The sequence below is a fragment of the Wolbachia endosymbiont (group A) of Hylaeus communis genome (assembly GCF_947251915.1).
GTDB classification, from domain to species: domain Bacteria; phylum Pseudomonadota; class Alphaproteobacteria; order Rickettsiales; family Anaplasmataceae; genus Wolbachia; species Wolbachia pipientis.
On sequence record NZ_OX366396.1, the window covers coordinates 156,988 to 180,522 of the forward strand.

At 35.5% G+C, this 23,535-nt stretch carries 24 protein-coding genes, 2 tRNA genes and 2 pseudogenes; 18 read left to right on the plus strand and 10 right to left on the minus strand.

What is annotated here, in order from left to right:
• Window positions 1–25: 25 nt before the first annotated feature.
• The 6 genes from OPR52_RS00825 (at window position 26) to OPR52_RS00845 (ending at window position 3,695) form a co-directional block, all read left to right on the plus strand.
• A complete protein-coding gene (locus tag OPR52_RS00825; protein WP_265038270.1) occupies window positions 26–1,039 on the plus strand; it encodes a hypothetical protein in 1,014 nt (337 codons plus the stop codon).
• Between the two features lie 404 nt (window positions 1,040–1,443).
• Window positions 1,444–2,610 (plus strand): aspartate kinase, encoded by a 1,167-nt coding sequence (locus OPR52_RS00830; protein ID WP_265038271.1) that lies wholly within the window; start codon window positions 1,444–1,446, stop codon window positions 2,608–2,610.
• Between the two features lie 91 nt (window positions 2,611–2,701).
• Entirely contained in the window at window positions 2,702–2,905 is a 204-nt protein-coding gene (locus OPR52_RS00835; RefSeq protein WP_007549940.1) for an IS5 family transposase, read from the plus strand.
• Between the two features lie 33 nt (window positions 2,906–2,938).
• On the plus strand, window positions 2,939–3,073 hold the full coding sequence (locus OPR52_RS00840) for a hypothetical protein (protein ID WP_255324781.1): 135 nt from the start codon (window positions 2,939–2,941) through the stop codon (window positions 3,071–3,073).
• Between the two features lie 25 nt (window positions 3,074–3,098).
• A complete protein-coding gene (locus OPR52_RS07565; protein ID WP_341818000.1) occupies window positions 3,099–3,320 on the plus strand; it encodes a hypothetical protein in 222 nt (73 codons plus the stop codon).
• A gap of 162 nt (window positions 3,321–3,482) precedes the next feature.
• A complete protein-coding gene (locus OPR52_RS00845; RefSeq protein WP_065094389.1) occupies window positions 3,483–3,695 on the plus strand; it encodes a hypothetical protein in 213 nt (70 codons plus the stop codon).
• A 154-nt stretch (window positions 3,696–3,849) separates the two neighbouring features.
• On the opposite strand, the gene OPR52_RS00850 is transcribed toward OPR52_RS00845, so the two are convergent.
• Both OPR52_RS00850 and OPR52_RS00855 read right to left on the minus strand, forming a co-directional pair.
• Window positions 3,850–5,766, minus strand: a complete 1,917-nt coding sequence (locus OPR52_RS00850; protein WP_265038272.1) for an ATP-dependent helicase — start codon at window positions 5,764–5,766, stop codon at window positions 3,850–3,852.
• Between the two features lie 127 nt (window positions 5,767–5,893).
• Window positions 5,894–6,313 carry a WD_0964 family protein gene (locus OPR52_RS00855; RefSeq protein WP_319803688.1) on the minus strand — a complete coding sequence of 140 codons (420 nt, stop codon included), beginning with the start codon at window positions 6,311–6,313 and terminating at the stop codon, window positions 5,894–5,896.
• 212 nt (window positions 6,314–6,525) lie between these two features.
• Between OPR52_RS00855 and OPR52_RS00860 the strand changes: the two genes are divergently transcribed.
• Genes OPR52_RS00860 through ccmE form a run of 8 tightly spaced genes read left to right on the plus strand, consistent with a single transcriptional unit; the run spans window position 6,526 to window position 13,642 of the window.
• On the plus strand, window positions 6,526–7,113 hold the full coding sequence (locus OPR52_RS00860; protein WP_010962952.1) for an NADH-quinone oxidoreductase subunit J: 588 nt from the start codon (window positions 6,526–6,528) through the stop codon (window positions 7,111–7,113).
• The gene (gene nuoK / locus OPR52_RS00865; protein ID WP_010962953.1) at window positions 7,104–7,412 is read left to right on the plus strand and encodes an NADH-quinone oxidoreductase subunit NuoK; all 309 of its coding nucleotides are present in this window, start codon (window positions 7,104–7,106) and stop codon (window positions 7,410–7,412) included. Before OPR52_RS00860 ends, nuoK begins: the two co-directional genes overlap by 10 nt.
• Window positions 7,413–7,416: 4 nt before the next feature.
• Complete coding sequence (gene nuoL / locus OPR52_RS00870; protein ID WP_264723153.1) at window positions 7,417–9,264, plus strand: NADH-quinone oxidoreductase subunit L; 1,848 nt, start codon at window positions 7,417–7,419, stop codon at window positions 9,262–9,264.
• 3 nt (window positions 9,265–9,267) lie between these two features.
• A complete protein-coding gene (locus tag OPR52_RS00875) occupies window positions 9,268–10,710 on the plus strand; it encodes a complex I subunit 4 family protein (protein WP_264373714.1) in 1,443 nt (480 codons plus the stop codon).
• Window positions 10,707–12,071, plus strand: a complete 1,365-nt coding sequence (locus tag OPR52_RS00880; protein WP_265038273.1) for an NADH-quinone oxidoreductase subunit N — start codon at window positions 10,707–10,709, stop codon at window positions 12,069–12,071. The genes OPR52_RS00875 and OPR52_RS00880 overlap by 4 nt, the downstream gene beginning before the upstream one ends.
• Window positions 12,072–12,088: 17 nt before the next feature.
• Window positions 12,089–13,132: a biotin--[acetyl-CoA-carboxylase] ligase gene (locus OPR52_RS00885; protein WP_265038274.1), complete on the plus strand. Its 1,044-nt coding sequence runs from the start codon at window positions 12,089–12,091 to the stop codon at window positions 13,130–13,132.
• Window positions 13,129–13,266, plus strand: coding sequence for a CcmD-like small membrane protein (locus OPR52_RS07810; protein WP_167482792.1), 138 nt, complete (start codon window positions 13,129–13,131; stop codon window positions 13,264–13,266). Before OPR52_RS00885 ends, OPR52_RS07810 begins: the two co-directional genes overlap by 4 nt.
• On the plus strand, window positions 13,250–13,642 hold the full coding sequence (ccmE, locus tag OPR52_RS00890) for a cytochrome c maturation protein CcmE (RefSeq protein WP_265038275.1): 393 nt from the start codon (window positions 13,250–13,252) through the stop codon (window positions 13,640–13,642). The genes OPR52_RS07810 and ccmE overlap by 17 nt, the downstream gene beginning before the upstream one ends.
• 77 nt (window positions 13,643–13,719) lie before the next feature.
• Here ccmE and OPR52_RS00895 read toward each other — a convergent pair whose 3' ends face one another.
• From OPR52_RS00895 to OPR52_RS00905, 3 genes and pseudogenes are all read right to left on the minus strand, one after another.
• A complete protein-coding gene (locus OPR52_RS00895; protein ID WP_264723158.1) occupies window positions 13,720–14,151 on the minus strand; it encodes a hypothetical protein in 432 nt (143 codons plus the stop codon).
• A 97-nt stretch (window positions 14,152–14,248) separates the two neighbouring features.
• Window positions 14,249–14,740: a hypothetical protein gene (locus OPR52_RS00900; RefSeq protein ID WP_265038276.1), complete on the minus strand. Its 492-nt coding sequence runs from the start codon at window positions 14,738–14,740 to the stop codon at window positions 14,249–14,251.
• A gap of 41 nt (window positions 14,741–14,781) precedes the next feature.
• Window positions 14,782–15,489: pseudogene (locus tag OPR52_RS00905) on the minus strand (magnesium transporter MgtE N-terminal domain-containing protein); the annotation flags it as partial.
• Between the two features lie 52 nt (window positions 15,490–15,541).
• Between OPR52_RS00905 and OPR52_RS00910 the strand changes: the two are divergent.
• Both OPR52_RS00910 and OPR52_RS00915 read left to right on the plus strand, forming a co-directional pair.
• Window positions 15,542–16,374 (plus strand): annotated as a pseudogene (locus OPR52_RS00910) (IS5 family transposase).
• Between the two features lie 89 nt (window positions 16,375–16,463).
• A protein-coding gene (locus OPR52_RS00915) for an IS630 family transposase (protein ID WP_265037751.1) occupies window positions 16,464–17,323 on the plus strand; the annotation gives its coding sequence in 2 pieces (ribosomal slippage) (window positions 16,464–16,788 and window positions 16,788–17,323; 861 coding nt in all).
• A 25-nt stretch (window positions 17,324–17,348) separates the two neighbouring features.
• On the opposite strand, the gene OPR52_RS00920 is transcribed toward OPR52_RS00915, so the two are convergent.
• Both OPR52_RS00920 and OPR52_RS00925 read right to left on the minus strand, forming a co-directional pair.
• Complete coding sequence (locus OPR52_RS00920) at window positions 17,349–18,128, minus strand: hypothetical protein (protein ID WP_265038278.1); 780 nt, start codon at window positions 18,126–18,128, stop codon at window positions 17,349–17,351.
• 212 nt (window positions 18,129–18,340) lie between these two features.
• Window positions 18,341–18,416, minus strand: a tRNA-Ala gene (locus tag OPR52_RS00925).
• 320 nt (window positions 18,417–18,736) lie between these two features.
• Between OPR52_RS00925 and OPR52_RS00930 the strand changes: the two genes are divergently transcribed.
• Window positions 18,737–18,809 (plus strand) — tRNA-Lys (locus tag OPR52_RS00930).
• A gap of 19 nt (window positions 18,810–18,828) precedes the next feature.
• Complete coding sequence (nuoF, locus tag OPR52_RS00935) at window positions 18,829–20,082, plus strand: NADH-quinone oxidoreductase subunit NuoF (protein ID WP_264723480.1); 1,254 nt, start codon at window positions 18,829–18,831, stop codon at window positions 20,080–20,082.
• Between the two features lie 28 nt (window positions 20,083–20,110).
• On the opposite strand, the gene infC is transcribed toward nuoF, so the two are convergent.
• The 3 genes from infC to nuoI form a co-directional block, all read right to left on the minus strand.
• Complete coding sequence (gene infC, locus OPR52_RS00940; RefSeq protein ID WP_006279610.1) at window positions 20,111–20,629, minus strand: translation initiation factor IF-3; 519 nt, start codon at window positions 20,627–20,629, stop codon at window positions 20,111–20,113.
• A gap of 12 nt (window positions 20,630–20,641) precedes the next feature.
• Window positions 20,642–22,543: a threonine--tRNA ligase gene (gene thrS / locus OPR52_RS00945; RefSeq protein ID WP_265038279.1), complete on the minus strand. Its 1,902-nt coding sequence runs from the start codon at window positions 22,541–22,543 to the stop codon at window positions 20,642–20,644.
• A gap of 327 nt (window positions 22,544–22,870) precedes the next feature.
• A complete protein-coding gene (gene nuoI / locus OPR52_RS00950) occupies window positions 22,871–23,353 on the minus strand; it encodes an NADH-quinone oxidoreductase subunit NuoI (RefSeq protein WP_265038485.1) in 483 nt (160 codons plus the stop codon).
• Between the last annotated feature and the right edge of the window lie 182 nt (window positions 23,354–23,535).

Here is a 23,535-nt window from a genome sequence, read left to right on the forward strand (position 1 = left end):
GATATATTACCTACAGCTTCCATTTTTGTATATTGCATCAAAGGTATCAGCTCTACGTGGGTTTCTTATATTTAATTTTGGTTTATTATTGTTAAATTATGCACTGCTAATTCCAGTAGCACTTCTTGAGTTAATAAAATATCCATCAGTAAAACTCTTTTCACCTTTGGGTTTGAATGTAAAGCAGCTAAGCTTTTTGTTTAATGTAAGTGATGTGGGCACTGGTAGTCAAAGTGTTCATACTAGAAGTTTTGAGGAAAGTGTCATAAACTGCGCTGAAGAACTAAAACAGAAATTTGGAACTCAACCAAATGTACTCAATAAAGAGTTTGAAGACTACATAAATAATTCAGATGAGCTTACAACTGAGCAAAAAGAGCAATTAAAACTTTATCTTAACTTTAATGGTTCCAATGAAGCAGCTTGGCAAGAATCAAAAACTGGACTAACTCTCACACAAGCTACAAACTTAGTTTCAACTGCTGCTAAGAATCAAAAATCAGATGTGAATTCACTATTACTAATGAATTTAAAGGATGGACTTGGTTTATGTACTCTGGGAATGTTCGATCGTATTATTTATTCGCTTAGTTGTCTTGAAGCGAAAAATAATTTCTTGGTTCAAATAAATGGAGCAGTGAACGTATTAACACCTAAATTTACTGAAAGATTTTTAAAAGAATATTGCAATTATAAAAAATTAAAAATTTTGGTAGACAAGTTTGAAGATTTTTACTCCGAAGATTATGCGGATAAAAATAATATAAGCGATGAGGTGAAGAGCAACATTAACCAATCAATAATAGAAATAAGAGAATTTGTCTTTAAAGAGCTTTACATAAAATTTTACGAAGAGTATGGAAAAAGTATTCAAAGAGGTGCCATAAAGCAAAAATTAAGGGAATTAGTTACAGATGATAGTATAAAGGAAGCAGTGTATTATTCAATGTATAATATAGAAATCCCTGCAGAACCACCTACTTATCTTGAAAGAGTAAAAGCATTTTTTGGAGGTCATGCAAGGTCTCCTGCTGCTTAGTGGTGGGCTCATGTCATGGTAGAAAATTTTGACTTTAGCTAAAAAAATTACTTCCGCATACTTGAAACCTCATTATAATGACAATTAGAGATGTTTCTCGAGCTCAAAATTTGTCTCCGTCTGCAGACTTTTCATTTAAATTTCAGTTAAAAATGTGGCGTATCTTCTTCAGTGTATGTGGGTGCACACGCATACTTAATCTCTGCCCAATGTGCGTTGCATTTTTTCTGAATCTTGTTCATATGGGGGATTCTATGCCTAAAATTCCAGACACTTGACTTTAGCTAAAAACCAACTGGCGCCTATGGTTTTTTATAGTTTTATCTTCCCTTTTCTGAATGGCTTGCAAGCTGCTATCTCTACAAAAACTATGTTTTTCTTCAGAAGAGAGTTATATTGTAACTATGGACAAAATAATCATAAAAAAATTTGGTGGGACTTCGCTAACTGATTTAAACCGAGTTGCAAATTTGATAAAAAACGATATTGAGAAAGGTTGTAATGTAATCGTTGTTGTATCTGCTGTTGCAGGATTTACTGACCAAATGGCTTTTCAGGCTAGGCAAATCTCAAATTTAAGTTGCAGACAAGAGTTATCAGAGTATGACGTTATGCTTTCAGCAGGAGAACAAATCTCTTGCGGTCTATTAGCTATCACTCTCCAATCGATCGGAGTTAATGCTAAATCGTGGCTTGCCTGGCAGTTACCAATTGTAACTGATGATTTTTATTCTGAGTCTAAAATAAAAACAATAAAGATTGACCGTGTGAAAAGATCTTTTGCTGAGGGTTATACTGCTGCGATCATTGCTGGTTTTCAGGGTATAAATGATGATAGAATCACTACTTTTGGAAGAGGAGGCTCTGATATATCAGCAGTTGCCTTCGCGGTAGCCTTTGGTGTTAGAATTTGCGAAATTTTTACTGATATTGATGGAATATATACAGCAGACCCGAGAATTGTTCCAAAGGCACGCAAGCTCAAATTTATCTCTTACGATGAAATGTTGGAAATGTCGTCATCTGGTGCTAAAATACTGCATAATCGTTCAGTACAACTTGCAATGAAACATAACATTAAAGTGCAAGTGCTATCCACTTTTAAGGAAGTAGAAGGCACCACAGTGCTATACAAAAGGGATGTACTAGAGAGATACTTAATTACTGGAATAACTTATAGCACTAATGAAGCTCTTGTAACTTTCACTAACCTTGCAAATAACTTGCGTACTTTAAGAGATATAGCAGGAGCAAACGTTAAAATTGATATGATACATGGGTCAAGTTTTGTTATCTCCAAATTTGATATTGATTTAATGGAAAAGTTACTGAATAAGAATGAAAATTATGCTATAAACGATAATGTAGCTAAAATTTCAATAATTGGTATTGGTGTTATGTCTAACACTGAAGTGATGCACCGCACACTCAAGGTTTTAAGCGAAAAAAAGATAGAAATACTTGCTATCACAACATCTGAAATCAAAATCAGTATAATTGTTCAAAAAGAATGCGCTGTAGCTTTAGTCAAAGATTTACATACTGAGTATGAGCTTGATATGCAGCACTAGGATAGGCTTGACGTCCAGTTGTCTAAGAGTATGTCTTGAAAAGGAATGAGGAAAAAAATATGATAGTGTAAGTAAAAAATAGGAGGGAAAATTGTATCCAAGTGATATAAGTGATAAGGAATGGGAAATTTTGGAGCCACATGTTGCACAAGGAAAGATAGGGAGGCCAAGAAAGCACAATATCAGAACAATTATTAATGCAATAAGGTATATAATGAGAGGTGGTTGTCAATGGAGAATGCTGCCGAAAGATTTTCCTCCATGGAAGACGGTGTATGACTATTTTCTCAGGTGACGTAGTAATGGCAAATTGGAAAAAATACATAATATGCTAGTAAAAGAGGTAAGAAAAATGTTTGGTAAAAATGAAACACCTTCAGTAGGAATAATTGACAGTCAATCAGTAAAAACCACTCAAAAAGGGGATCCAGAGGATATGATGCTGAAAAAAAATAAAGGGTAGAAAACGTCATATTGTTGTAGATACAGTGGGCTTAATTATTGCGGCTGATGTTCATAGTGCAAGTGTTCAAGATCGTGATGGTGCTCTAAATCTTTTCACTCAAGCTAAATACAAGGCTCCAACTTTACGTAAGTTTTTTGCTGGTCAAGGATACATAGCAAAACCGCTGTTTATTGGAGACAGGATACGATTACCAAGAAAGCTGTTGATGTTACAGGATTTTTCGACAATCTGGACCACAATTTAGCACTGCAGGCTATCAAGAAGCACACAGACTGCAAATGGGTCATACTGTATGTTGAAAGGTGGATGAAATTCCCTATTCAGCAAGCAGATGGCAGTAAGGTAGTTAGGGAAAAAAGGAGTTCCGCAAGGAGGTTCAATAAGCCCAATCATTTCAAACATATTTATGCACCATGCATTTGATATATGGATGAAACAAAATCACCCAACAGTACCATTTGAAAGATATGTGGATGATGCGATAGTGCACTGCAGAACTAAAAGACAGGCAGAATTTATGCGAGCAGCAATCGAAGAAAGATTGGCACAATGTAAGCTAAAATTGCAACCTGATACCAATGCCATTCCAAAACTCCATCATTATACTGCCTTAGTATAACCTTCCCACTTCTATTGTCTATTTGTTTGTTATGTAATAGAAATTGGTATGAGATTGAAGAATTAAGTGTGAACGGTTACAGAATTTTTGCCAGGAGAAACATATAGTTGAAGTAATTCAGATTTGTAAGATATGTTTATCTGCAATTATAGCTTCAACAGTAGGCAATGTTGCTTTTAATTACCTCAACATTTTCTCTTGGCAATTCTTTAATGAACCGAGAAGTGCGCATCGGTTGCCACTGGTTGTTAATTTCCCTCCTATCTGCACATGAAATGATTAACCTTTCTTTGGCTCTGGTTATGCCAACATATGCGAGTCTCCTTTCTTCTTCTAAAGCTTTACCACTTTTGTCATCAAAAGATCTTTGATGAGGAAATAATCCCTCTTCCCAACCAGGTAGAAACACGCACGGGAATTCAAGTCCTTTGGCTCCATGAAGAGTCATAACATATACGGTGTCATCGTTATTCATATTATCCACTTCCATCACCAGACTTATATGCTCCAAGAAAGTTGTGGCATTATCGAAATTTTTTAAAGATGAGATGAGCTCTTTAACATTTTCTATTCGTGCTAAGCCTGTTACCTCCTCATTTTCAAGCATTTCAATATATCTTGATTGGTTTGCTACGATTTTAACGAATTCATGCAGTGGTTTTACGCTTACTATTTCTTCCCAAGCTTTAATTTTATTTAAAAAATCGTTGAGTGAGAGTTTAATTCTTTCGGTTACCTGATTACTATTAACTAATATTTTTGCTGCCTCAAAAAAAGAAATTTTGTTATCCTGAGCAGTCGTGTATATTTTCTTTAGAGTTGTAGCTCCTATGCTTCTTTTTGGCCGATTTACTATCCTTTCGAAAGCTAAGTCATCGTTATTGTTTGTAACAAGTCTTAAATATGCAATTATATCCCTGACTTCCTGACGTTCGTAGAATTTTACGCCACTTATAATCTTGTAGGGAATTGAATATTTTATAAAATACTCTTCCAGAACTCTAGTTTGAAAAGTGGCCCTTACCAGCACTGCAATGTCACTAAATCTGTATTTATTGAGCTTTAATATCTGTTCGCTTATGAACCTTGCTTCAGCTTTCCCATCCCATAATTTTATTAGATTTACCTTTTCCCCTTCAATGTTTGTTGTCCACAATTTTTTTTCTAAGCGAGTCTTATTGTGATTGATAACATATGACGCAGTTGCAAGTATGTGGGATGTTGACCTGTAGTTACACTCTAGTTTAACGGTTTTTGCATTTTTAAAATCATCAGAAAACTTCAAAATATTTTCAACTTCTGCACCACGCCAACTATATATCGACTGGTCATCATCTCCTACACAGCAAATATTTGAGTGCTCTTTTGCAAGGTATTTTAGCCAAAGATATTGTATCGCATTTGTATCTTGATATTCATCTACCATAACATATTTAAACTTGTTTTGGTAGTAGGACAGAACTTCGGTCTTTTGATTAAAGAGCTGTATGTTATATAGCAATAAGTCACCAAAATCGACAGAATTAAGGAATTTCAACCTTTCCTGATACTGGTGATAGACTTTGAGTGCAGTTACATATACTGGCCTAAATGATTGAATATCTTCCACTTCAGATGGCAATAAGCACTTCTCTTTCCATTGCTGAATAATATTCATAATGGTCTTACATTTTTCTGATAGGTAATCAGGATTTATTTCATTGATAATATTTTTTATTACCTGTAATTGGTCATCCACACCAATGATTGTAAAATTGGGGTTTAAGCCCACAATTTCTGCGTGCAGGCGCAAGATTTTTGCTGCAATTGCATGGAAAGTGCCAAGCCATGGTATGTTTGTGCCCGTTAGCTCAAGTACCCTTGATACCATCTCATTTGCTGCTTTATTTGTAAATGTAACTGCTAATATCTCATCAGAATAAGCGTGACAGTTTCTAATTATGTGTGCTATTCTTGAAGTAATCGTTCTTGTTTTTCCCGTCCCGGCTCCTGCCAGTATCAAAACTGGTCCATCTATGTTAGTTACAGCTGATTGTTGTTCTGGATTTAGCAGTGAGAGATAATAGTTCATCGTAGCCCTATAGATTATAACTTCGTAAAGTTAAACCTATGATTGAAATATTGTAAAGGTTTTATTGAATAGAACAGTTAAAGAATGCTTCACTCAAGTACTATATATTTAAACGTAGGTTTTACATCTATTTTGTTTTAGTAGTTTCAGGTGTATGTCGAGTAACAACAACTTGATTTGAGGTATTGGCACCAGTTGTTGGGTGGATAAGTGGAGTTTGGAATGGCTTATATGTACGGTTTAGTTCCTTCATTTCTATTTCTTCAACTTCAACAAGGGGTTTTTCTTTTGGGGTATAGCGATTATGCGTTGCAGGTCGTTCAGTGAGATTTTCATATGTTTCTTTCAACCAAGTTCCGATATCATACATAAATCCATACGCTTTTTCTTTAAATTCTCTCAATGATCTACTGAAACTTGCTAGTGTGTTATTAAAGTAAATTGTCATATAGTCTCTTGTGGTGTATTGATAACTTTCTCCATCTAGTCTGCTACTTTGTGCGTTAGAACTATTGTTGCTTTTAAAATAACCAAATATGTTGTACATTTTGAGCCGCCATTAATTACTAACATACACATATTATATATTGATAAATTAAGGATTTAGTGTATTGATTAAGCACTTAGAAAGCGCTCTGTATAATAATTTAAAATGGAGCTGGAGCTTTGTAGTACAATGTTTTCAAACGTTTAATATAATATTGACTTTACAACGATAGTCACTTTAAATTAGTAACTATTGTTGCAGTTAAAGTATCAATGCCTTTTTTCTTTTATTTTTTTGCAATTCTTAGCATTTTATCTGCTGTATGCGTAATTAGTGTAAGAAATCCTGTGCATGCAGTATTATTTTTAATTTTCACCTTCGTTAACTCTGCAGTGCTTTTCATTCTCCTTGGAGCTGAATTCATCGCTATGATGGTACTGATAGTATACATCGGTGCAGTTGCAGTGTTGTTCCTCTTTGTAGTTATGATGCTCGATATTGACTACATAAGATTGCGCCAGGGTTTTGCGAAGCATTTCACTCTTGGTGCTATATTGTGTGGTGTGTTTTTTTTGATTATCAGTTTTGTAATCCGCAGCTCAACGCTGAATATAAGTAATGTTATAAACTATAATGCCAATAACGTGAAAGCTATCGGTAATTTGCTCTACACTGACTACATGTACGCTTTTCATCTTTCTGGAATTTTGCTACTTGTTGCAATTGTCGGTGCAATTGCTCTTACTTTGCAGGACAAGAAAAAAGGAGTTAAAAAACAGAATGTATTAAAGCAATTGACGCAATCTTCATCTGTAAAATTGGTTAAGGCTAAATTTGGAAAAGGAGTGGAATGGAAATAGGATTAAATCATTTTTTGATAGTTGCTGCTATTTTGTTCACTGTTGGGGTGTGCGGTATTTTCATCAACCGTAAGAGCATAATCAATATATTGTTATCAATAGAAATATTATTGTTGGCGATTAACATCAATCTAGTTGCTTTTTCTGCCTTTATGAATGATATAGTTGGGCAAATTTTTGTGATGTTTGTGTTGACTGTTGCGGCAGCAGAGTCAGGAGTTGGGCTTGCAATATTGGTTGTATATTATAGAAGCCGTGGCAATATAGATGTTGAACAAGCAAATTTAATGAAAGAATGAAAGTATGATGGATATACTGAAATTAATAGTATTTTTGCCACTTTTTGGTTCGCTATTTGCAGCACTTTTTAGAAAAAGTCAGTTAGTTACAACGGCAGGGATTGGAATATCTGCAGTTTTATCTTGGTATGTTTTTCTCACCTTCTCTGAAAATTATCACTTGAGTTTATTTCCTTTGTTTTCATTGAGCATCTTAAAAGTAAATTGGGCAATTAGTGTGGATGCTCTCTCATCCTTAATGCTTATTGTTATTACCACCGTTTCACTGGTAGTACATCTCTACTCTATCGGTTATATGGAGCATGATAAGGGGAAGTCGAGGTTTTTTTCTTACCTATCGCTATTTACGTTTTGCATGATTGTGCTGGTTGTAAGCGATAATTTCGTGCAGCTTTTTTTTGGCTGGGAAGGGGTTGGCCTATGTTCTTATTTACTCATAGGATTTTGGTTCCAAAAATATTCTGCAAATAATGCAGCAATTAAAGCATTTGTTGTGAATAGGGTAGGAGACTTTGCACTATTAATTGGAATTTTTCTTATTTATTACACATTTAATTCTCTAGAATTTGCATATATATTTGATACACCTGATTTTCTTGGCACTCAAAACATTCGTGTGTTCTGCTGTGAATTTAAAATAATTCATATAATATGCATATTACTTTTTATTGGCTGTATGGGTAAATCTGCACAGCTTGGTTTACATGTTTGGTTGCCAGATGCAATGGAAGGGCCAACTCCTGTTTCTGCACTTATTCACGCAGCAACGATGGTAACAGCAGGTATATTTTTAGTAGCAAAGTGTTCTCCATTGTTTGAGTTATCAAATGTGGCACGAGAATTAATAGTTATCGTTGGAGCACTCACTGCTTTTTTTGCAGCCACCGTTGCGATTACTCAGAATGATATAAAAAAAATAATTGCTTATTCAACCTGCAGTCAACTTGGTTATATGTTCATGGCATGTGGGCTTTCTGCTTACAATGTTGCTATTTTTCATTTAATGACACACGCTTTTTTTAAAGCTCTACTATTTCTTGGTGCTGGCAATGTGATTCATGCAATGCATCATGAGCAAAACATTCAGAAAATGGGAAATTGCTGGAAGAAAATCCCTTGCACTTACGCTCTCATGTGGATTGGATCTCTTGCGCTTTCTGGGATATTCCCATTTGCAGGTTTTTATTCAAAGGATTTGATAATTGAACATGCTTATAGCACGGATAGCTTTGCTTTTGTAATAAGCTTAGTTGTTGCATTCTTCACAGCGTTTTACTCTTGGAGGTTATTGCTTCTTGTGTTCCACAGCCAAAAACAAAGTAAAATTAATATACATGAGGCACCAAAGATTATGCTTATACCATTACTGATACTCGCTTTTGGATCAGTATTTTCTGGAATATGGGGAGCAAATATTTTGAACATAACTAGTAATGCGTTTTGGAAATCAAGTTTAGTGATGATTGATGAGCATGGAGTTCATAATTTCTTTATAAAACTACTGCCAACCTTAGCAAGCCTAAGTGGAATAGCACTTGCGTACCTAATTTACCAATATCAAGTAATTAGGCAAATTAAGAGTAAATTTTTACTTAAGTTTTTGCAGAATAAATGGTACTTTGATGAGGTGTATGAGTTTGTTATAATTGCACCGATAAGGTTTATATCTAGGCTTCTATGGAAGTTTGATGTTAAGGCTATTGATTCATTTGGACCAAATGGTGTTGTAAGGTTGGTTAATGAATGTTCAAAAAGTTCTATAAAGTTACAAACTGGTTATATATTTGATTATGCATTTATTATGTTTGTTACTCTAATAATCGGTGCTTTATATATTATTGGAATTAAATAGAAGGTGTTGTTACTTAGTATATTCTTGCTTCCACTGATAGGAGCGTTGATTTTATCCTTAATCAGGATTAATCATCAATCTATACACTTAAGATTCCTTGCTCTATTTTTTGCTGTACTTCCATTTTTGCTTAGCATTGTAGCTTGTATAGAATTTGATTATAACAATGCGGACTTTCAGTTTGTCAGCTACCCAATTAGAAATGTTGGAATAGGGATAGATGGTATATCGTTGCTTTTCCTTCTGCTTACAACTTTCTTGTTTGTAATTTGTATACTCTACAACTGCAAAATGAGTTATACGACCCTAAAAGCCTATATGGCATTGTTTCTACTGCTTGAGAGTTTTGTAGTCGGTTTTTTCGTTTCACTGAATGCTATAAGCTTTTATGTGTTTTTTGAAGCTGTTTTAATACCAATGTTCTTTATTATTGGCATCTGGGGAGGAAAACACAGGGTATATGCAACGTTTAAGTTGTTTCTTTATACATTAACTGGCTCATTATTATTTCTACTTGGATTGGTTTACATCTATAACATTTTTGGAACGTTTAATATACAAAAATTAGCTACATTAGTGCCAAGCCTTGATCTTGAAGTGCAGTCATTGCTGTGGATTGCATTTTTTATTTCTTTTGCAATAAAAGTACCGATGTTTCCATTTCACACTTGGCTTCCTGATGCGCATGTACAATCACCAACTTCTGGATCTGTGATTTTAGCTGGCTTGCTTATTAAAATGGGAGGATATGGATTTTTAAGGTTTTCTATTCCAATGCTTCCTCAGGCAAGTTTATATTTTTCAAATTTCGTTGTTGTGCTGAGCATTATTGCGGTGATATATGCTTCGCTAGTTGCGTTTGCTCAAGATGATATAAAGAAGTTAATAGCTTATTCTTCAATAGCACATATGGGGATCGTTACTGCTGGCCTCTTTTCATTTTGTGAGGAAGGAGTACTGGGTAGCATATTTCAAATGATTAGTCATGGCCTTATTTCTGCTGCTTTATTTTTGTGTGTTGGAATGCTATATACTCGAACTGGAACTTTGGAGATTGCAAAATATTTTGGCATAGTAAACACAATGCCAAAATTTGGTTTTATGTTCATTTTATTTTCAATGGCTTCAATAGGGCTACCTGGAACATCTGGATTCATAGGTGAGTTTTTGGCTATGGTTGGAATGTTTAAGAGCATAGGGTTTTTTACAGGATTTATCGCACTTGGCACTATTTTAAGCGCAGTTTATATGCTGAATTTATGTAAGCAAATAATATGGGGGGTTAGCTATTCTAAATTATTAAATAACCGCTTGGATAGCATAGAATTTTCTGTCTTAATTCTGCTTGCAGTGTTTGTTATTTTGCTTGGATTCTACCCAACCCTTGCACTGAATTATTTGAAGCCATGTATGGCAAATTTGTTAGTCAAATATAATGCGCTATGAATTATATACAGATATTGCCGGAAACGTTCTCTATTATCTCCTCGTTAGTGTTGCTACTGCTTGGAATTATATTTAACCGCCGAACTATCAACTTATTAGCACTTGGCTGCACAGTGGTAACTTTGATTATTTTAATTATTTCGGCAGAAAACAATGAAATTTTTCTCTTTAATTCGTTGTTAAAACTCAATTTATACATCAGGTCAGCCCAAGGGTTAATTCTCAGCACAGGAATTTTAATACTTTTGATGCTGAATTTATCAAAATATGACTATAAATATGAATTTTCAATACTGATTCTTTTTGCGCTATTTGGCATGATAACTTTGGTTTCAGCAAATAGTCTGATTTCTTTTTATTTAGCTTTTGAGTTGATGAGTATATCTTTGTATGTTCTTGCGAGCTTTAATAAAGATTCAGCTTATTCATGTGAAGCAGGAGTGAAATATTTTACACTTAGTGCACTATCTTCCTGCATTATGCTATATGGAATGTCGCTGCTTTATGGATATACAGGACAAGTCAATTTCTCTGAGCTCGGTTCATTCTTGCAAAGCCATCAGATAACTTATGGAATAGTTTTTGGATTAGTCTTTATCCTAATTGGTTTGTGTTTCAAGCTTGCTATTGCTCCTTTTCATATGTGGGCTCCAGATGTCTATCAAGGTGCACCTACCATAGTAACTGCGTTTTTTTCTACGGCCCCAAAAGCTGCACTTGTAACATTTTTAATTCGATTGATGAATGAAGAGTTAGTAAATGTAAAAAGTTATGTTCAGCCTATTTTCTTATACGTTTCAGCATTGTCTGTGCTTATCTCAGCTTTTGGGGCCTTGCGTCAGCAAAACTTAAAAAGGCTGCTTGCTTACAGTTCAATTGGTCACATTGGTTTTATATTTGCTTCACTTTCTATTTTTACACAAGCAGGAACAGATAGTGCCTTAATGTATTTGGTGATATATATCATCACAAGCATAGGACTATTCTCATATTTCATACAAATGAACGATGATGATTGCAATATCGCAAACTTGTCTGGTATAGGGAAGAAACACCCAATTGTAGCATTTCATCTTTCTGTACTGTTACTCTCGATGTCGGGAATACCTCCACTTGCAGGTTTTATCGCTAAATTTTTTATATTCAAAAGTTTAATAAATTCTGGCTTTATCAGCCTGTCTTTGACCCTTGTGGTGGCGAGTGTTGTATCGTGTTACTATTATCTAAATATTATAAAAGCTATGTATTTCGATAAAGCTAGTGGTAATAAGGTTGCTTATTCTAAGGGCCTATTCATTATCACTTTGGTGGCTTCGCTGATCAACCTCGTTCTTTTCTTGTACGTTTTACTCACTCATTGAACTAAAGGGCTGACAAGGTGACCCCTGAGGGTTTTCATATTCATCATTACAAAAAAGTTTCAAGCACTAATAAAGAAGCGTTGGATTTAATTGATAAAGGAATATCAAATGAAACCATTATTATTGCCGACAAACAAACAGAGGGTAGAGGGCGCATTGGAAAAAACTGGATTTCTCCCGAGGGTAATTTTTATGCGAGTTTGGTGATAAACCTCTTTAACGATTATCTAAGTGAAAGCCAGCTTTCGGTGTCATTCCAGCGCGTGACGCTGGAATCTAGAAAAAAAGAAGAATGGTCAAGCACACAACTGTACAAACGTTGTGGTATTCCCACCAAGGATGATGTCATCCCAGTGCTCAGACACTGGGATCCAGAAAACTTAATTACAAATGGGCACATCAGGCAACTGTGTAATAAGAACTGGATTCCAGTGTCACGCACTGGAATGACACCACATACCACCTGCAAATTGCAATGTTCGCATAGTTATGTGTCAAGCACTGGGGAAAATACTGGGATGATAGAAAGAGGTTCAATGAATCAAGTTAGCAAATTAACAGAATTGACTTTTGTTACTGCTCTTGCTGTTGGAAATACTATACTGTCATTTATAAATGGTCTAAATCTCCAGTATAAGTGGCCAAATGATGTCCTTATTGATGGCAAGAAAATAAGTGGAATATTGCTTGAAAAAAAATCAAATTTAAGTTGGCTGGTTATAGGAATTGGAATTAATGTCAATCATGCACCACTTCCAGGAACAACGTGCATTAGCAATTACGGTGAGTCTGTGTCTAACATAGATCTACTAAAAAAATTAATAATAAATTTTAATAAGCTAAGAAAGCAATGGCTATTTGATGGGTTTTATGCTATAAGAGAAATGTGGTTAAAAAAAGCATTCAAAATGAATGAGCAAATCAGTGTAAAGTTAGCTGACAAATTGTATGAAGGAATTTTTGCTGATATAGATAAAAGTGGTAAATTGGTGTTGCAGCAAAAGGATGGAAGCTTAATTTATTTTGATGCAGGTGAGTTATTTATTGTCAGTGCATTATGAATACGTATGTAATTTTTGCTTACCTTATTAGTTTTACGTTGATTACCGGAGAACTGATTTTTACCATTTCTTGCTATATTAAAAGTAAAAAAATTCTAGAAAGCCTGAAAGATAATAATGAAGAAGAAACATAAGCGATTACTTATAACTTCAGGAATTTTCTGCTTTTTAAGCTGCATAGTCTTTTTTATTTTAACGACGCTCAAAGAAAATATCTCATTTTTCTATACAGTAAGTGAAGCCATAGTCTTGCCAAATAATCAAAAGCCAATCCGTGTTGGTGGAATGGTTGTTGAAAATAGCGTGATACGGAGCGAAAGTGAAGTAGTTTTTCAAATGACAGATTTTAACAAAAGCGTTGTGGTAAAATACCAGGGAATACTTCCACCGATGTTTTCAGAAAAAAGTGGTGTTGTTGTGCAAGGTAAAATGTCTGATAATAATACCTTTCTTGCAGATACGGTGTTTGCAAAACATGATGAGAACTATATGCCGAAAGTCTTAAAATAGATTCCTTAACCTGGCTGTATTGAAACGGTATGTAGAGAGAGTCACAGCCTGCTAGCAAGCTGTGACTTTCCTAACTACTACAATATATCAGAGTGAGTTGGTGCTTCCCATTCATCTATGTTGTCATCACTAACCGTTCCTGTTTTTAATTTTTCAACTTCTTCTCTTAGATTATTAAAGTTTTTTTCCAAAATTTCATAATTCTGATTAGTACCCATAACTACCTTGTCCAAATCATATAAATCCTTACTCAATTTATTCTGAACATAGTTTGCATTAAGCCTCAATTGGTAATCCAAGTCAGAAACAAATGTGTCGTTTAATTCTGTGATTAGTTTGTCTAGAACTTTGTGAACATAACCAACTGACGCATTCTTTTCTTTATTGCTCTCAAAAGATTTAGGCTTAATTTTGACTTCTATGTCATCTATTATTCTATATTCGTCTTCGACTATTCTGCTTACTGGTTCAAAGTCTTCTCCGCTTTCTTTTACACTGTAATTACTCATATTAACTCCTATAAAAAATTATACTTTTAAAATCAACTCAGCTACATTGAAGTGGTATGTGGAAAGAGTAACAGCTAGCAAGCTATTACCTTTTTTATTAAAGCAACCCGTTCTCTTCACCAGTAGCATGAGGGAATATGGAAGCTTCTGCAATGCCTGGCTGATCATCACGAAATTCCTGAAGCTCATCTCGAAGAGTTTGAAGTTGACTTTTTATTTCAGTTGTATTGTTCCCTATATTTGATATAGTTGTTGACAGTGGCTCCACTATGCCAGTTGTAATGTTACTGCTTAAACTTGTGTTATACTCATTAATACTGTCTATCAAGCCATCATAAACCTTTTTAAGGTATGTTATACCTACGTTTGTTGGCTTCATTTGCTCTACAGGTATTTTGTCCAGTGGCTGATTTATATCAAAATCTAACTTCTTAATATCAGCATTTTTGTCTTTATTATCAATTTTTATTGAATCTATATTTGGTTTTACAAAATCTGGTTTTGTAAAACTCGGGTCCTTAAGTTCTATTAATTTCTCTTGGTCTGAAATCTTTTCATTAAAATATAATTCTACATTGTTTTTACTCATAATAAGTTACCTCCTATAAAAAAATTGATTTTCATAAATTGCTACCATACAAGTAGCATTGAATCGTTATTGTTTTCTACTATTGTAAAATCTGGAGCTTCTGCAATGCCTGGCATATCGTCCTTGATTTGCTTGAGCATCTCAATCATTTCCTTGTTCTGTTTACTCTGCTCTTCAAGTTCCCCTTTTAACGCATTAATAATAGCTTTAGACTGATCTTGATTGCTGAGATCACCAATCACAGCTGTCACTTTCTCATAAGGCAGTTTGTGAATGATGTCTTTAAGCTCTTCTGCGCTTACGTTATCCAAAAGTTCTTTAAACTGCTCATTAGACATATTGCGAGCAAAAGCTTGAAGTTTTTCTGGATTATTAACTAAAGACTTGATGATAACCTGAATCCTATTAGAATCAGTTAAATCTTGAGCAATTAATTCGAGTTTCTCATGATCAAGCTTATTAACTAAGTCTTTCAGTTGGTCTTCTTGCAGACTATTTACTAAAGCTTTCAACTGATCACCTTCTAATTCTTTGGAGAGTATTGTCAAGTGGTGCTCAGCCAAGTCTTTTGCAAGCACTGTAAATTGCTCGTCATTTAAAGTTTTAATAAGTGCTTTGAACTGATCCACTTTTAAGTGAGGTAAAATTTCTTTTACTTGCTCTGAATTTAATTTTCTCACTAGAGCTTCAAGCTGAGTATCATTTAAAATAGGAACAATTATTTGTAACTTTTCTGGATTTAGAGGTTGTCCGGAAACAAGTAAAAGGCTATAATATCTGAAATTTTAGTACGGGGTAAAGATGAGAAAAAAGTATCCAACAGATCTAAGCGAAAGGGAATGGGCAAGAATAGAAAAACACTTCAGAGTATCATACAAGAAAGGAGGAAGGCCGCCAAAGTATAGCAAAAGAGAAATATTAGAAGCAATTTTCTATGTATTGCGTACAGGGTGTCAATGGCGGTATTTACCAAATGATTTTCCGCTATGGAAGACTGTGTATGAGCAGTTCAGGCAATGGAAGAAGCAGGGAATTTTTGAGAAAATGAATTATGAAATTACAAAATATAGTAGAAGAAAAATAGGAAGGAATGAGCAGCCGAGTGCCTGTATAGTAGATAGTCAATCTGTAAAGACTACAGAAAAGGGGGGATCAAAGGCTATGATGGAAGTAAAAAAGTAAAGGGTAGAAAAAGGCATATAATTACAGACACTCAGGGTTTTATACTAGGTTGTTACGTAGGCGCTGCTAACGAAAATGATAGAGATGGTATTAAAATAGCATTAAACAATATGAGAACAAAATATACTAAAGTTAAAAAAATGTGGGCTGACATGGGATACCAAGGAAGAAATTTAAAGAATCACATAAAGGAAGAATATGACATAGATATTGAAATTGTTAAAAGGCCTACATGTAGATTTTGGGTGCACAAAGATACGCCACCTGAGCTACTACCAACAAGAGAACAAGGGTTTAAAGTACAGCCAAGAAGATGGGTTGTAGAAAGGACTTTTGCTTGGGTTAATAGGAATAGAAGGCTATCGAAGGAGTATGATTTACTCACAACATCCACTGAGAATTTCATATACCTAGCTATGAGTAGGGTTATGTTAAAGAGGGAATATGCTTGAATTTACTAGTTTCCGGACAACCTCTTAGAGCTCTTTCCATAAAAGTCCGGATGTGATAGGATAAGGGTAGATGATGATAAGGAGGTTGAATGCCAGCAGCATATAGTTATGATTTAAGAAAAAAAGCAATGGAAGCGCTAGACGAAGGAGAAAGCAGAGAAACAGTGGCAGCAAGATTTAAGATTGGACGAACTACTTTATGGGAGTGGCAGCAAAGAAGAAAAGAAACAGGAGACTTTCAATCAAAAAAACTTGGAAATGGGGGTTACAATCACAAAATTACCGACTGGGATACCTTTGCCAAATTTGCCAGAGAACACGGAGGAAAGACTCTATCGGAAATGGCTAAACTTTGGAACAACGTTAGTATCCAAACGATCTATCGAGCCCTTAAAAAAATTGAATTTACGCGCAAAAAAAGACATATGGATACAAGGAAAGAAACGAAGAAAAACGTGCTGAATTTTTGAAAATTATAGCGACAAAAGAACCTAAAAACTTAGTGTATATAGATGAGTCTGGCATTGATAACACCGAAGACTACCCCTACGGATATTGCCAGAAAGGACAGCGGTTTTATGCCTTAAAATCTGGAAAGAAAACTCAACGAATCAGTATGGTTGCAGCCTTAAGTGGAAGAAAGATAGTTGTTCCGTTAACCTTTGAAGGCCACTGTAATATGGATGTTTTTAATGGATGGTTTGAGCAATTTTTGACACCGATCTTGGAACCTGGACAGACTGTCATTCTTGACAATGCTACTTTTCATAAGTCTGATAAGATTATCGAGCTTGCTAAAGGGGTTGGTGCAGAAATTTTGTATCTGCCGCCTTATTCTCCAGATTTCAACAAAATTGAGCATCATTGGTTTGCTATAAAAAACAGAGCCAGGAAAAACATTCCTCTATTCGAATCCTTTCGTCGTGCTGTTGATTCTGCCTTCCTATGACCTGTTCGGACTATTATGAGAAATGCTATAGTTCCTGAGCGAGGGTTTTTAGCTGGTGATTGGTTAGATGATCCACTAAAGCTTGGAGTTGTTCATCTGTTAAGTTCTCTGCTAAGGCCTGCAACTGGCTTGAGCTCAGTTCAGGAATTATTTTTTGCAGTTGCTCGTTACTAAGAGTATTGGCAAGAGTTTTTAGTTGGTCGTCTGTTAGGCCCTGAATAAAAACTTTGGTAAACGTGCTTGATAGCAACAGTAGCACATCTCTTATATGTCTCTCACCGTAGTATAACATAATGTCTTGTAATACCTTATTGTCAGGTGAATCGATTATATTTCCTGCCTCGTCTGAAAAATAATATTTATTGTTGCCAGTATCTGAATCTTCCCATGTTACATATTTGTATTCCAATTTTTTTGATTTAATAGAACTGCTACACATAGTTTTGAAAGGCTGCACAATCTCTCTTGTATATGATAACTTAGCCAACTCATTACCGTAATATACAAATGTATGGTTACTTTTTACATAATCTAATTTAGAATCACTTTTATAATCTTTGGCTACCAGATTTCCTTCATTTTCTTCCTCCAGACATATGTAACTGTCTAGGCAAGAACTGCTGCAAAGTTTTATAGGCAATAAGCCTAGTACTACATCGTTTTTATCATCCAGCGATACAAGCTCAACTTTTTTAATAGGCATTGTAGGATCATTACCTTCAGGCCACTTTATCCTTGTAGTCGGGGTTTTTCTAAACACCTCTTTTCCAGGTATCATCTTAAAAACATGCTTTTTTCCACTCATAGGCGTTACCAATAAATTAATTGTTAGTATTCTAACATTTATTGATTAATTTATTGTTAAATTGGTATATATTACAATTGTAATAACCAACATTACTTGTGTAGAGAAAAGTTACGAAAAGAAATAGAGATTTTCAGGGAAGTAGTATAAAATCCTCATAGATTAAAATAAGCTGCTTTGACAGGTTTTGTGGCGGCTAGAGCTGTATAGACTGGTGGAGGCAAGCGGGATCGAACCGCTGACCTTCTGCGTGCAAAACAGATGCTCTACCAGCTGAGCTATACCCCCAGGTAATTCTTGCTTAAAGCATAAATCACTCAGGCTGAAATGCAAGAAATATTTATCTACTAGGCTATTGCTAAATAGTGTACAAATTCTGCAGGGTGTACACACTTCTCTATTTTTTTGTCTCCTTAGCGTTATACGTCACACCATCCAAATAAATCTGTGAACTGAAAATTAACAAGAAGTTTTCCTTTAAAAATTTTTTAACTAAATTATCACTAACGCAGTATATTATATAATTTATTTAACCACACATGAAAATTTTAGTTTGATTAAAACGGATAAAAACTGTATTGATGTTTAGTATAGCTGAAAAATGAAATGATCCCGTAGCTCAGCCGGTAGAGCAACTGACTTTTAATCAGTGGGTCACGCGTTCGAATCGCGTCGGGATCACTCACAAATTTTGAAAAACATGCTAAAAGAACAAGACAAAATATTCACCAACCTAAATGGTAAAGGAACTCCACTACTTGAGGGTGCAAAAAAACGTGGTAGCTGGCAAAAAACAAAGGAATTACTGGATTTAGGATCAGAAAAGATCATTGATGAAGTAAAGAAATCTGGTTTGAAAGGTCGAGGGGGTGCAGGATTTTCCACCGGCCTTAAGTGGAGCTTTATGCCCAAAAATCTCCCAAAAGCATATTTAGTAGTCAATGCAGATGAGTCAGAACCTGGTACATGTAAAGATAGAGATATATTGCGATATGAGCCACATAAGTTACTTGAGGGAATTCTCCTGGCCAGCAGAGCGATCAGCGCATCAGTTGCATATATTTATATCAGGGGTGAATTTTATAATGAATATTTAGTTCTAAAAAAGGCACTTGAGGAAGCCTATAAAGAAAACTTAATTGGAAAAAATGCCTGCAAATCAGGTTATGATCTTGATGTGTTTATCCATAGGGGTGCAGGAGCTTACATATGTGGAGAAGAAACAGCTCAACTTGAATCAATTGAAGGAAAAAAGGGCTTTCCTCGCATGAAACCTCCATTTCCTGCAGGTGTTGGACTTTTTGGCTGCCCAACTACAATAAACAACGTTGAAACTATAGCCATGGTTCCAGATATTCTGAATCGCGGAGGAGAATGGTTTGCATCTCTTGGTAAACCAAATAATACTGGTACCAAGGTCTTTTGTATTTCAGGGCACGTAAACAACCCGTGTAATGTTGAAGAAGAGCTCGGAATTCCATTACGTGAATTGATTGAAAAATACGCAGGTGGAGTGCGAGGGGGTTGGGATAATTTACTTGCTGTAATACCTGGTGGGTCTTCAGTGCCATTAATTCCAAAATCTATATGTGATACTATTGAAATGGATTTTGATTCATTAAGAACTGCACAATCAGGGCTTGGTACTGCTGCTGTAATAGTGATGAATAAATCAACTGATATAATAGCTGCAATAGAGAGGTTATCACACTTTTATATGCATGAGTCCTGTGGACAATGCACACCATGCCGTGAAGGTACTGGATGGATGTGGAGGATTATGAAGAGGATGGTGGCAGGAGATATTAAGCCTGATGAAATAGATAAGCTGCTTGACCTTACAACTCAAATAGAAGGACATACAATTTGCGCACTTGGCGATGCTGCAGCTTGGCCGATTCAAGGATTAATAAGACATTTTCGCCATGTTATCAAAGAGAGAGCGATAATTTAACTTTACTTATACTTCTTAAGCCGTTTTGCTACTTAGCAACCAGAGCTAAAAAATATTGATTCCCTTCTCTTTTAGGTGCCAATTCTACCTTTGCGATATCTTCAGTGTCTCGAATTAGCCGTTCTAATTTTTCCAGTCCAACTTCAGTGTTTATAAGCTCTCTCCCTCTAAATCTCATTGTGACTTTAATTTTATGTCCGTGGGCAAGTAAGTCTCTTGCTTGACGCAATTTTGTTCCGTAATCGTGATCACCAATATTGGGACCCAGTTTAATTTCTTTTATAGTTAATGTTTTTTGTTTCTTTTTTGCTTCACTTGCTTTCTTTTTTATATCATACTTTTGCTTGCTATAATCCAGAATTTTACATACTGGAGGGGTTGAATCAGGTGCAATTTCCACCAAGTCTAAACCAACACCCTGTGCAAATTCCAAAGCTCGTTCTATTGGCACGATTCCGACCATTTCACCACTATGATCAACTAAGCGTACCTCCTTAGCTGTGATAAATCCATTAATTCTGTTTTTATTGTTCTTTTTAACTTGCAAACTTTAACTCCCTTAATTCAAATTAATACTTTTTAACAGCGATTCATTAGCCTTTTCCAAAGAAAAAGACTCCTGTCTTTCCGATCCTAAATTTCTTACTGACACAGTTTTACTTGTAACTTCATTTTTGCCTACAATCCACAATATAGGAACCTTGTTTGAACTATGCAAACGTATCTTATAACTAATTTTTTCATTGGTCAAATCAGTCTTGACTCTCACACCTTGTTCTTTTAAAATATTGCTAATTTCTGTGGCGTAACCGTCAGCTTCATTTGTAATGGTCAGAATAGCAAGTTGCGTTGGAGCAAGCCAAACTGGAAGTTTTCCTGCATAATTTTCTATTAAAATTCCAATAAAACGCTCAAAAGTTCCAAGAATTGCCCTATGTAACATGACAGGGTGATGCTTGTGTCCATCTGCCCCTATATAAAAAGCTCCCAGACGTTCTGGTAAAATGAAATCAACTTGCAATGTTCCACATTGCCAGCTTCTGCCTATTGCATCTTTCAAAACAAACTCTAGCTTTGGACCATAAAATGCACCTTCACCAGGGCTCAGTTCATAACTCAAGCCCGCTTCTTTAACGGCTTCAAGCAGCGCTTTTTCAGCTCTATCCCACACTTCATCATTACCTGCTCTAATATCTGGACGGTCTGAAAATTTCACAGAAATTTCATTAAATCCAAGCTCTGAATATACTTCTTTTAAAAGGTCACAAAACTTTATAGTTTCAGAATTCACTTGTTCTTCCATACAAAAAATGTGTGCATCGTCTTGCGTAAAACCACGCACTCGCATCAGTCCGTGCAATGAGCCTGAGCTTTCATTTCTATGGCATGTGCCAAACTCTGCCATACGTATTGGTAAATCACGGTAGCTCCTGGTGTGAGAATTAAAAATCTGCACATGACAAGGACAATTCATGGGTTTTATTGCTAACTTTTTATTCTCAGATTCGTCAACAATAAACATATTTTCACGAAACTTATCCCAATGTCCAGATCTTTCCCACAGCTCTTTACTTACTAAAATAGGAGTTTTTACCTCAAAATAGCCATTATTTATTAGCTTCTTTCTGATGTAAGACTCAAGAACATTATATAGAATATATCCTTGTTCATGCCAAAAAACCTGCCCAACAGCTTCCTCTTGGATGTGAAATAAATCCATATCCTTGGCAATTTTGCGGTGATCACGTTTTTCTGCTTCTTTGAGGCACTCAAGATAAGCGTTTAATTCATCCTTATTTCTCCATGCTGTGCCATATATTCGCTGCAACATTGGGCCCTTTGCATCACCTCGCCAGTATGCACCCGCTACTTTCATAAGTTTAAACGCTTTAACTCTACCGGTTGATGGTGAGTGCGGACCACGGCATAGGTCAACAAAATCACCTTGCCTATAAACAGTTAGGTTTTCACCCTCTGGTATGGATGAGATAATATCAACCTTATATTTTTCGCCTATATCACTAAAGAAATCAATTGCCTGCTTGCGAGTCCAAACTTCTCGAACAAATCTGTGGTTACTTTTTACAATCTCTTTCATTTTCTTTTCTATTGCGGTAAGATCGTCCGTAGTGAAGGTACGACCTGTAGCAAAATCATAGTAAAAACCGTCCTGAATTGTTGGGCCGATAGTAATCTGAGTATTAGGAAATAGCTCTTTCACTGCCTGTGCCATTATGTGAGCAGCATCATGCCTTATTATATCTAAACCCGCTTCGTCACTCAGTTGTATCACCTCTATCTCTGCATCAGCTTCAATTTCACGTGAGAGATCATGCAACTCACCATTTACCTTAAAGGCAATTGCTTCTTTCAAAACATCCGGTTGTAATATATCAAAGCCAGTAACTTTACCACTGTATTCTTTTACTTTTTGTTCGGCTGAAAAAGTAATCCTAATCATTTATCGACCCTTTTGTCTAACCCTCTCTTTGTCATCCCAGTGCGTGACACTGGGATCCATCTTATTTTTATAATGGAAATTAGTTTAACGTATGCTCCTAAAATCTGTTGTCCATTGCACAATTTGCAAATATTTTTATACCTGGACCCCAGTGTCAAGCACTGGGATGACACCTTTGTGTTTGAGGCAAAACAGGCTATAACATTTAACATACTGCCCTCGCAAACAAATGTTCGTACAGTTGTGTATCAGCTACTTGGATGACACCACCCCTAGTGGGCACTGCCCTTAAATCATAATGGATAACAGGGTTATAAGCTCTGAACATTAATAATAAGGTCTATTCTTTTTTAACCTGAGTGCAATTGCGTCTTCCCAAATTTCACCATTACGCAATAACTTTTCTTTATTGTACATTAGCTCCTCTCTCGTTTCAGTAGCAAGTTCAAAGTTAGGACCCTCCACAATTGCATCAACTGGACATGCCTCTTGGCAAAGCCCGCAGTATATGCATTTTGTCATGTCAATATCATAGCGTGTGGTGCGACGACTACCGTCTTCTCTTTCCTCTGCTTCAATAACTATTGCTTGAGCAGGGCAGATAACTTCGCATAATTTACAAGCTATGCACCGTTCTTCACCGTTTGGATACCTACGCAACGCATGCTCACCACGAAACCTTGGACTTAAAGGGCCCTTCTCCATAGGATATCTTAACGTAACCTTTGGTTTGAACATATATTTCAATGTAATAGCAAACCCTTTGATTAACTCTGCAAAAGACCAATACCAAGCTAATTTCTTGAGCATAAAATATTTAAAACTTGTGTCAGTCATTATAAATCATATTATCAGTTTTCAAAATAAATATTTTCACCTGGGTGACTTTTACAGCTTTTCTATATAATACATTCACTAGTATGATAGTACTGCATTAATATAAACTAGCAAGATAGATAAAAATTTTGAATATTTTCAAATTAGGTATTTTG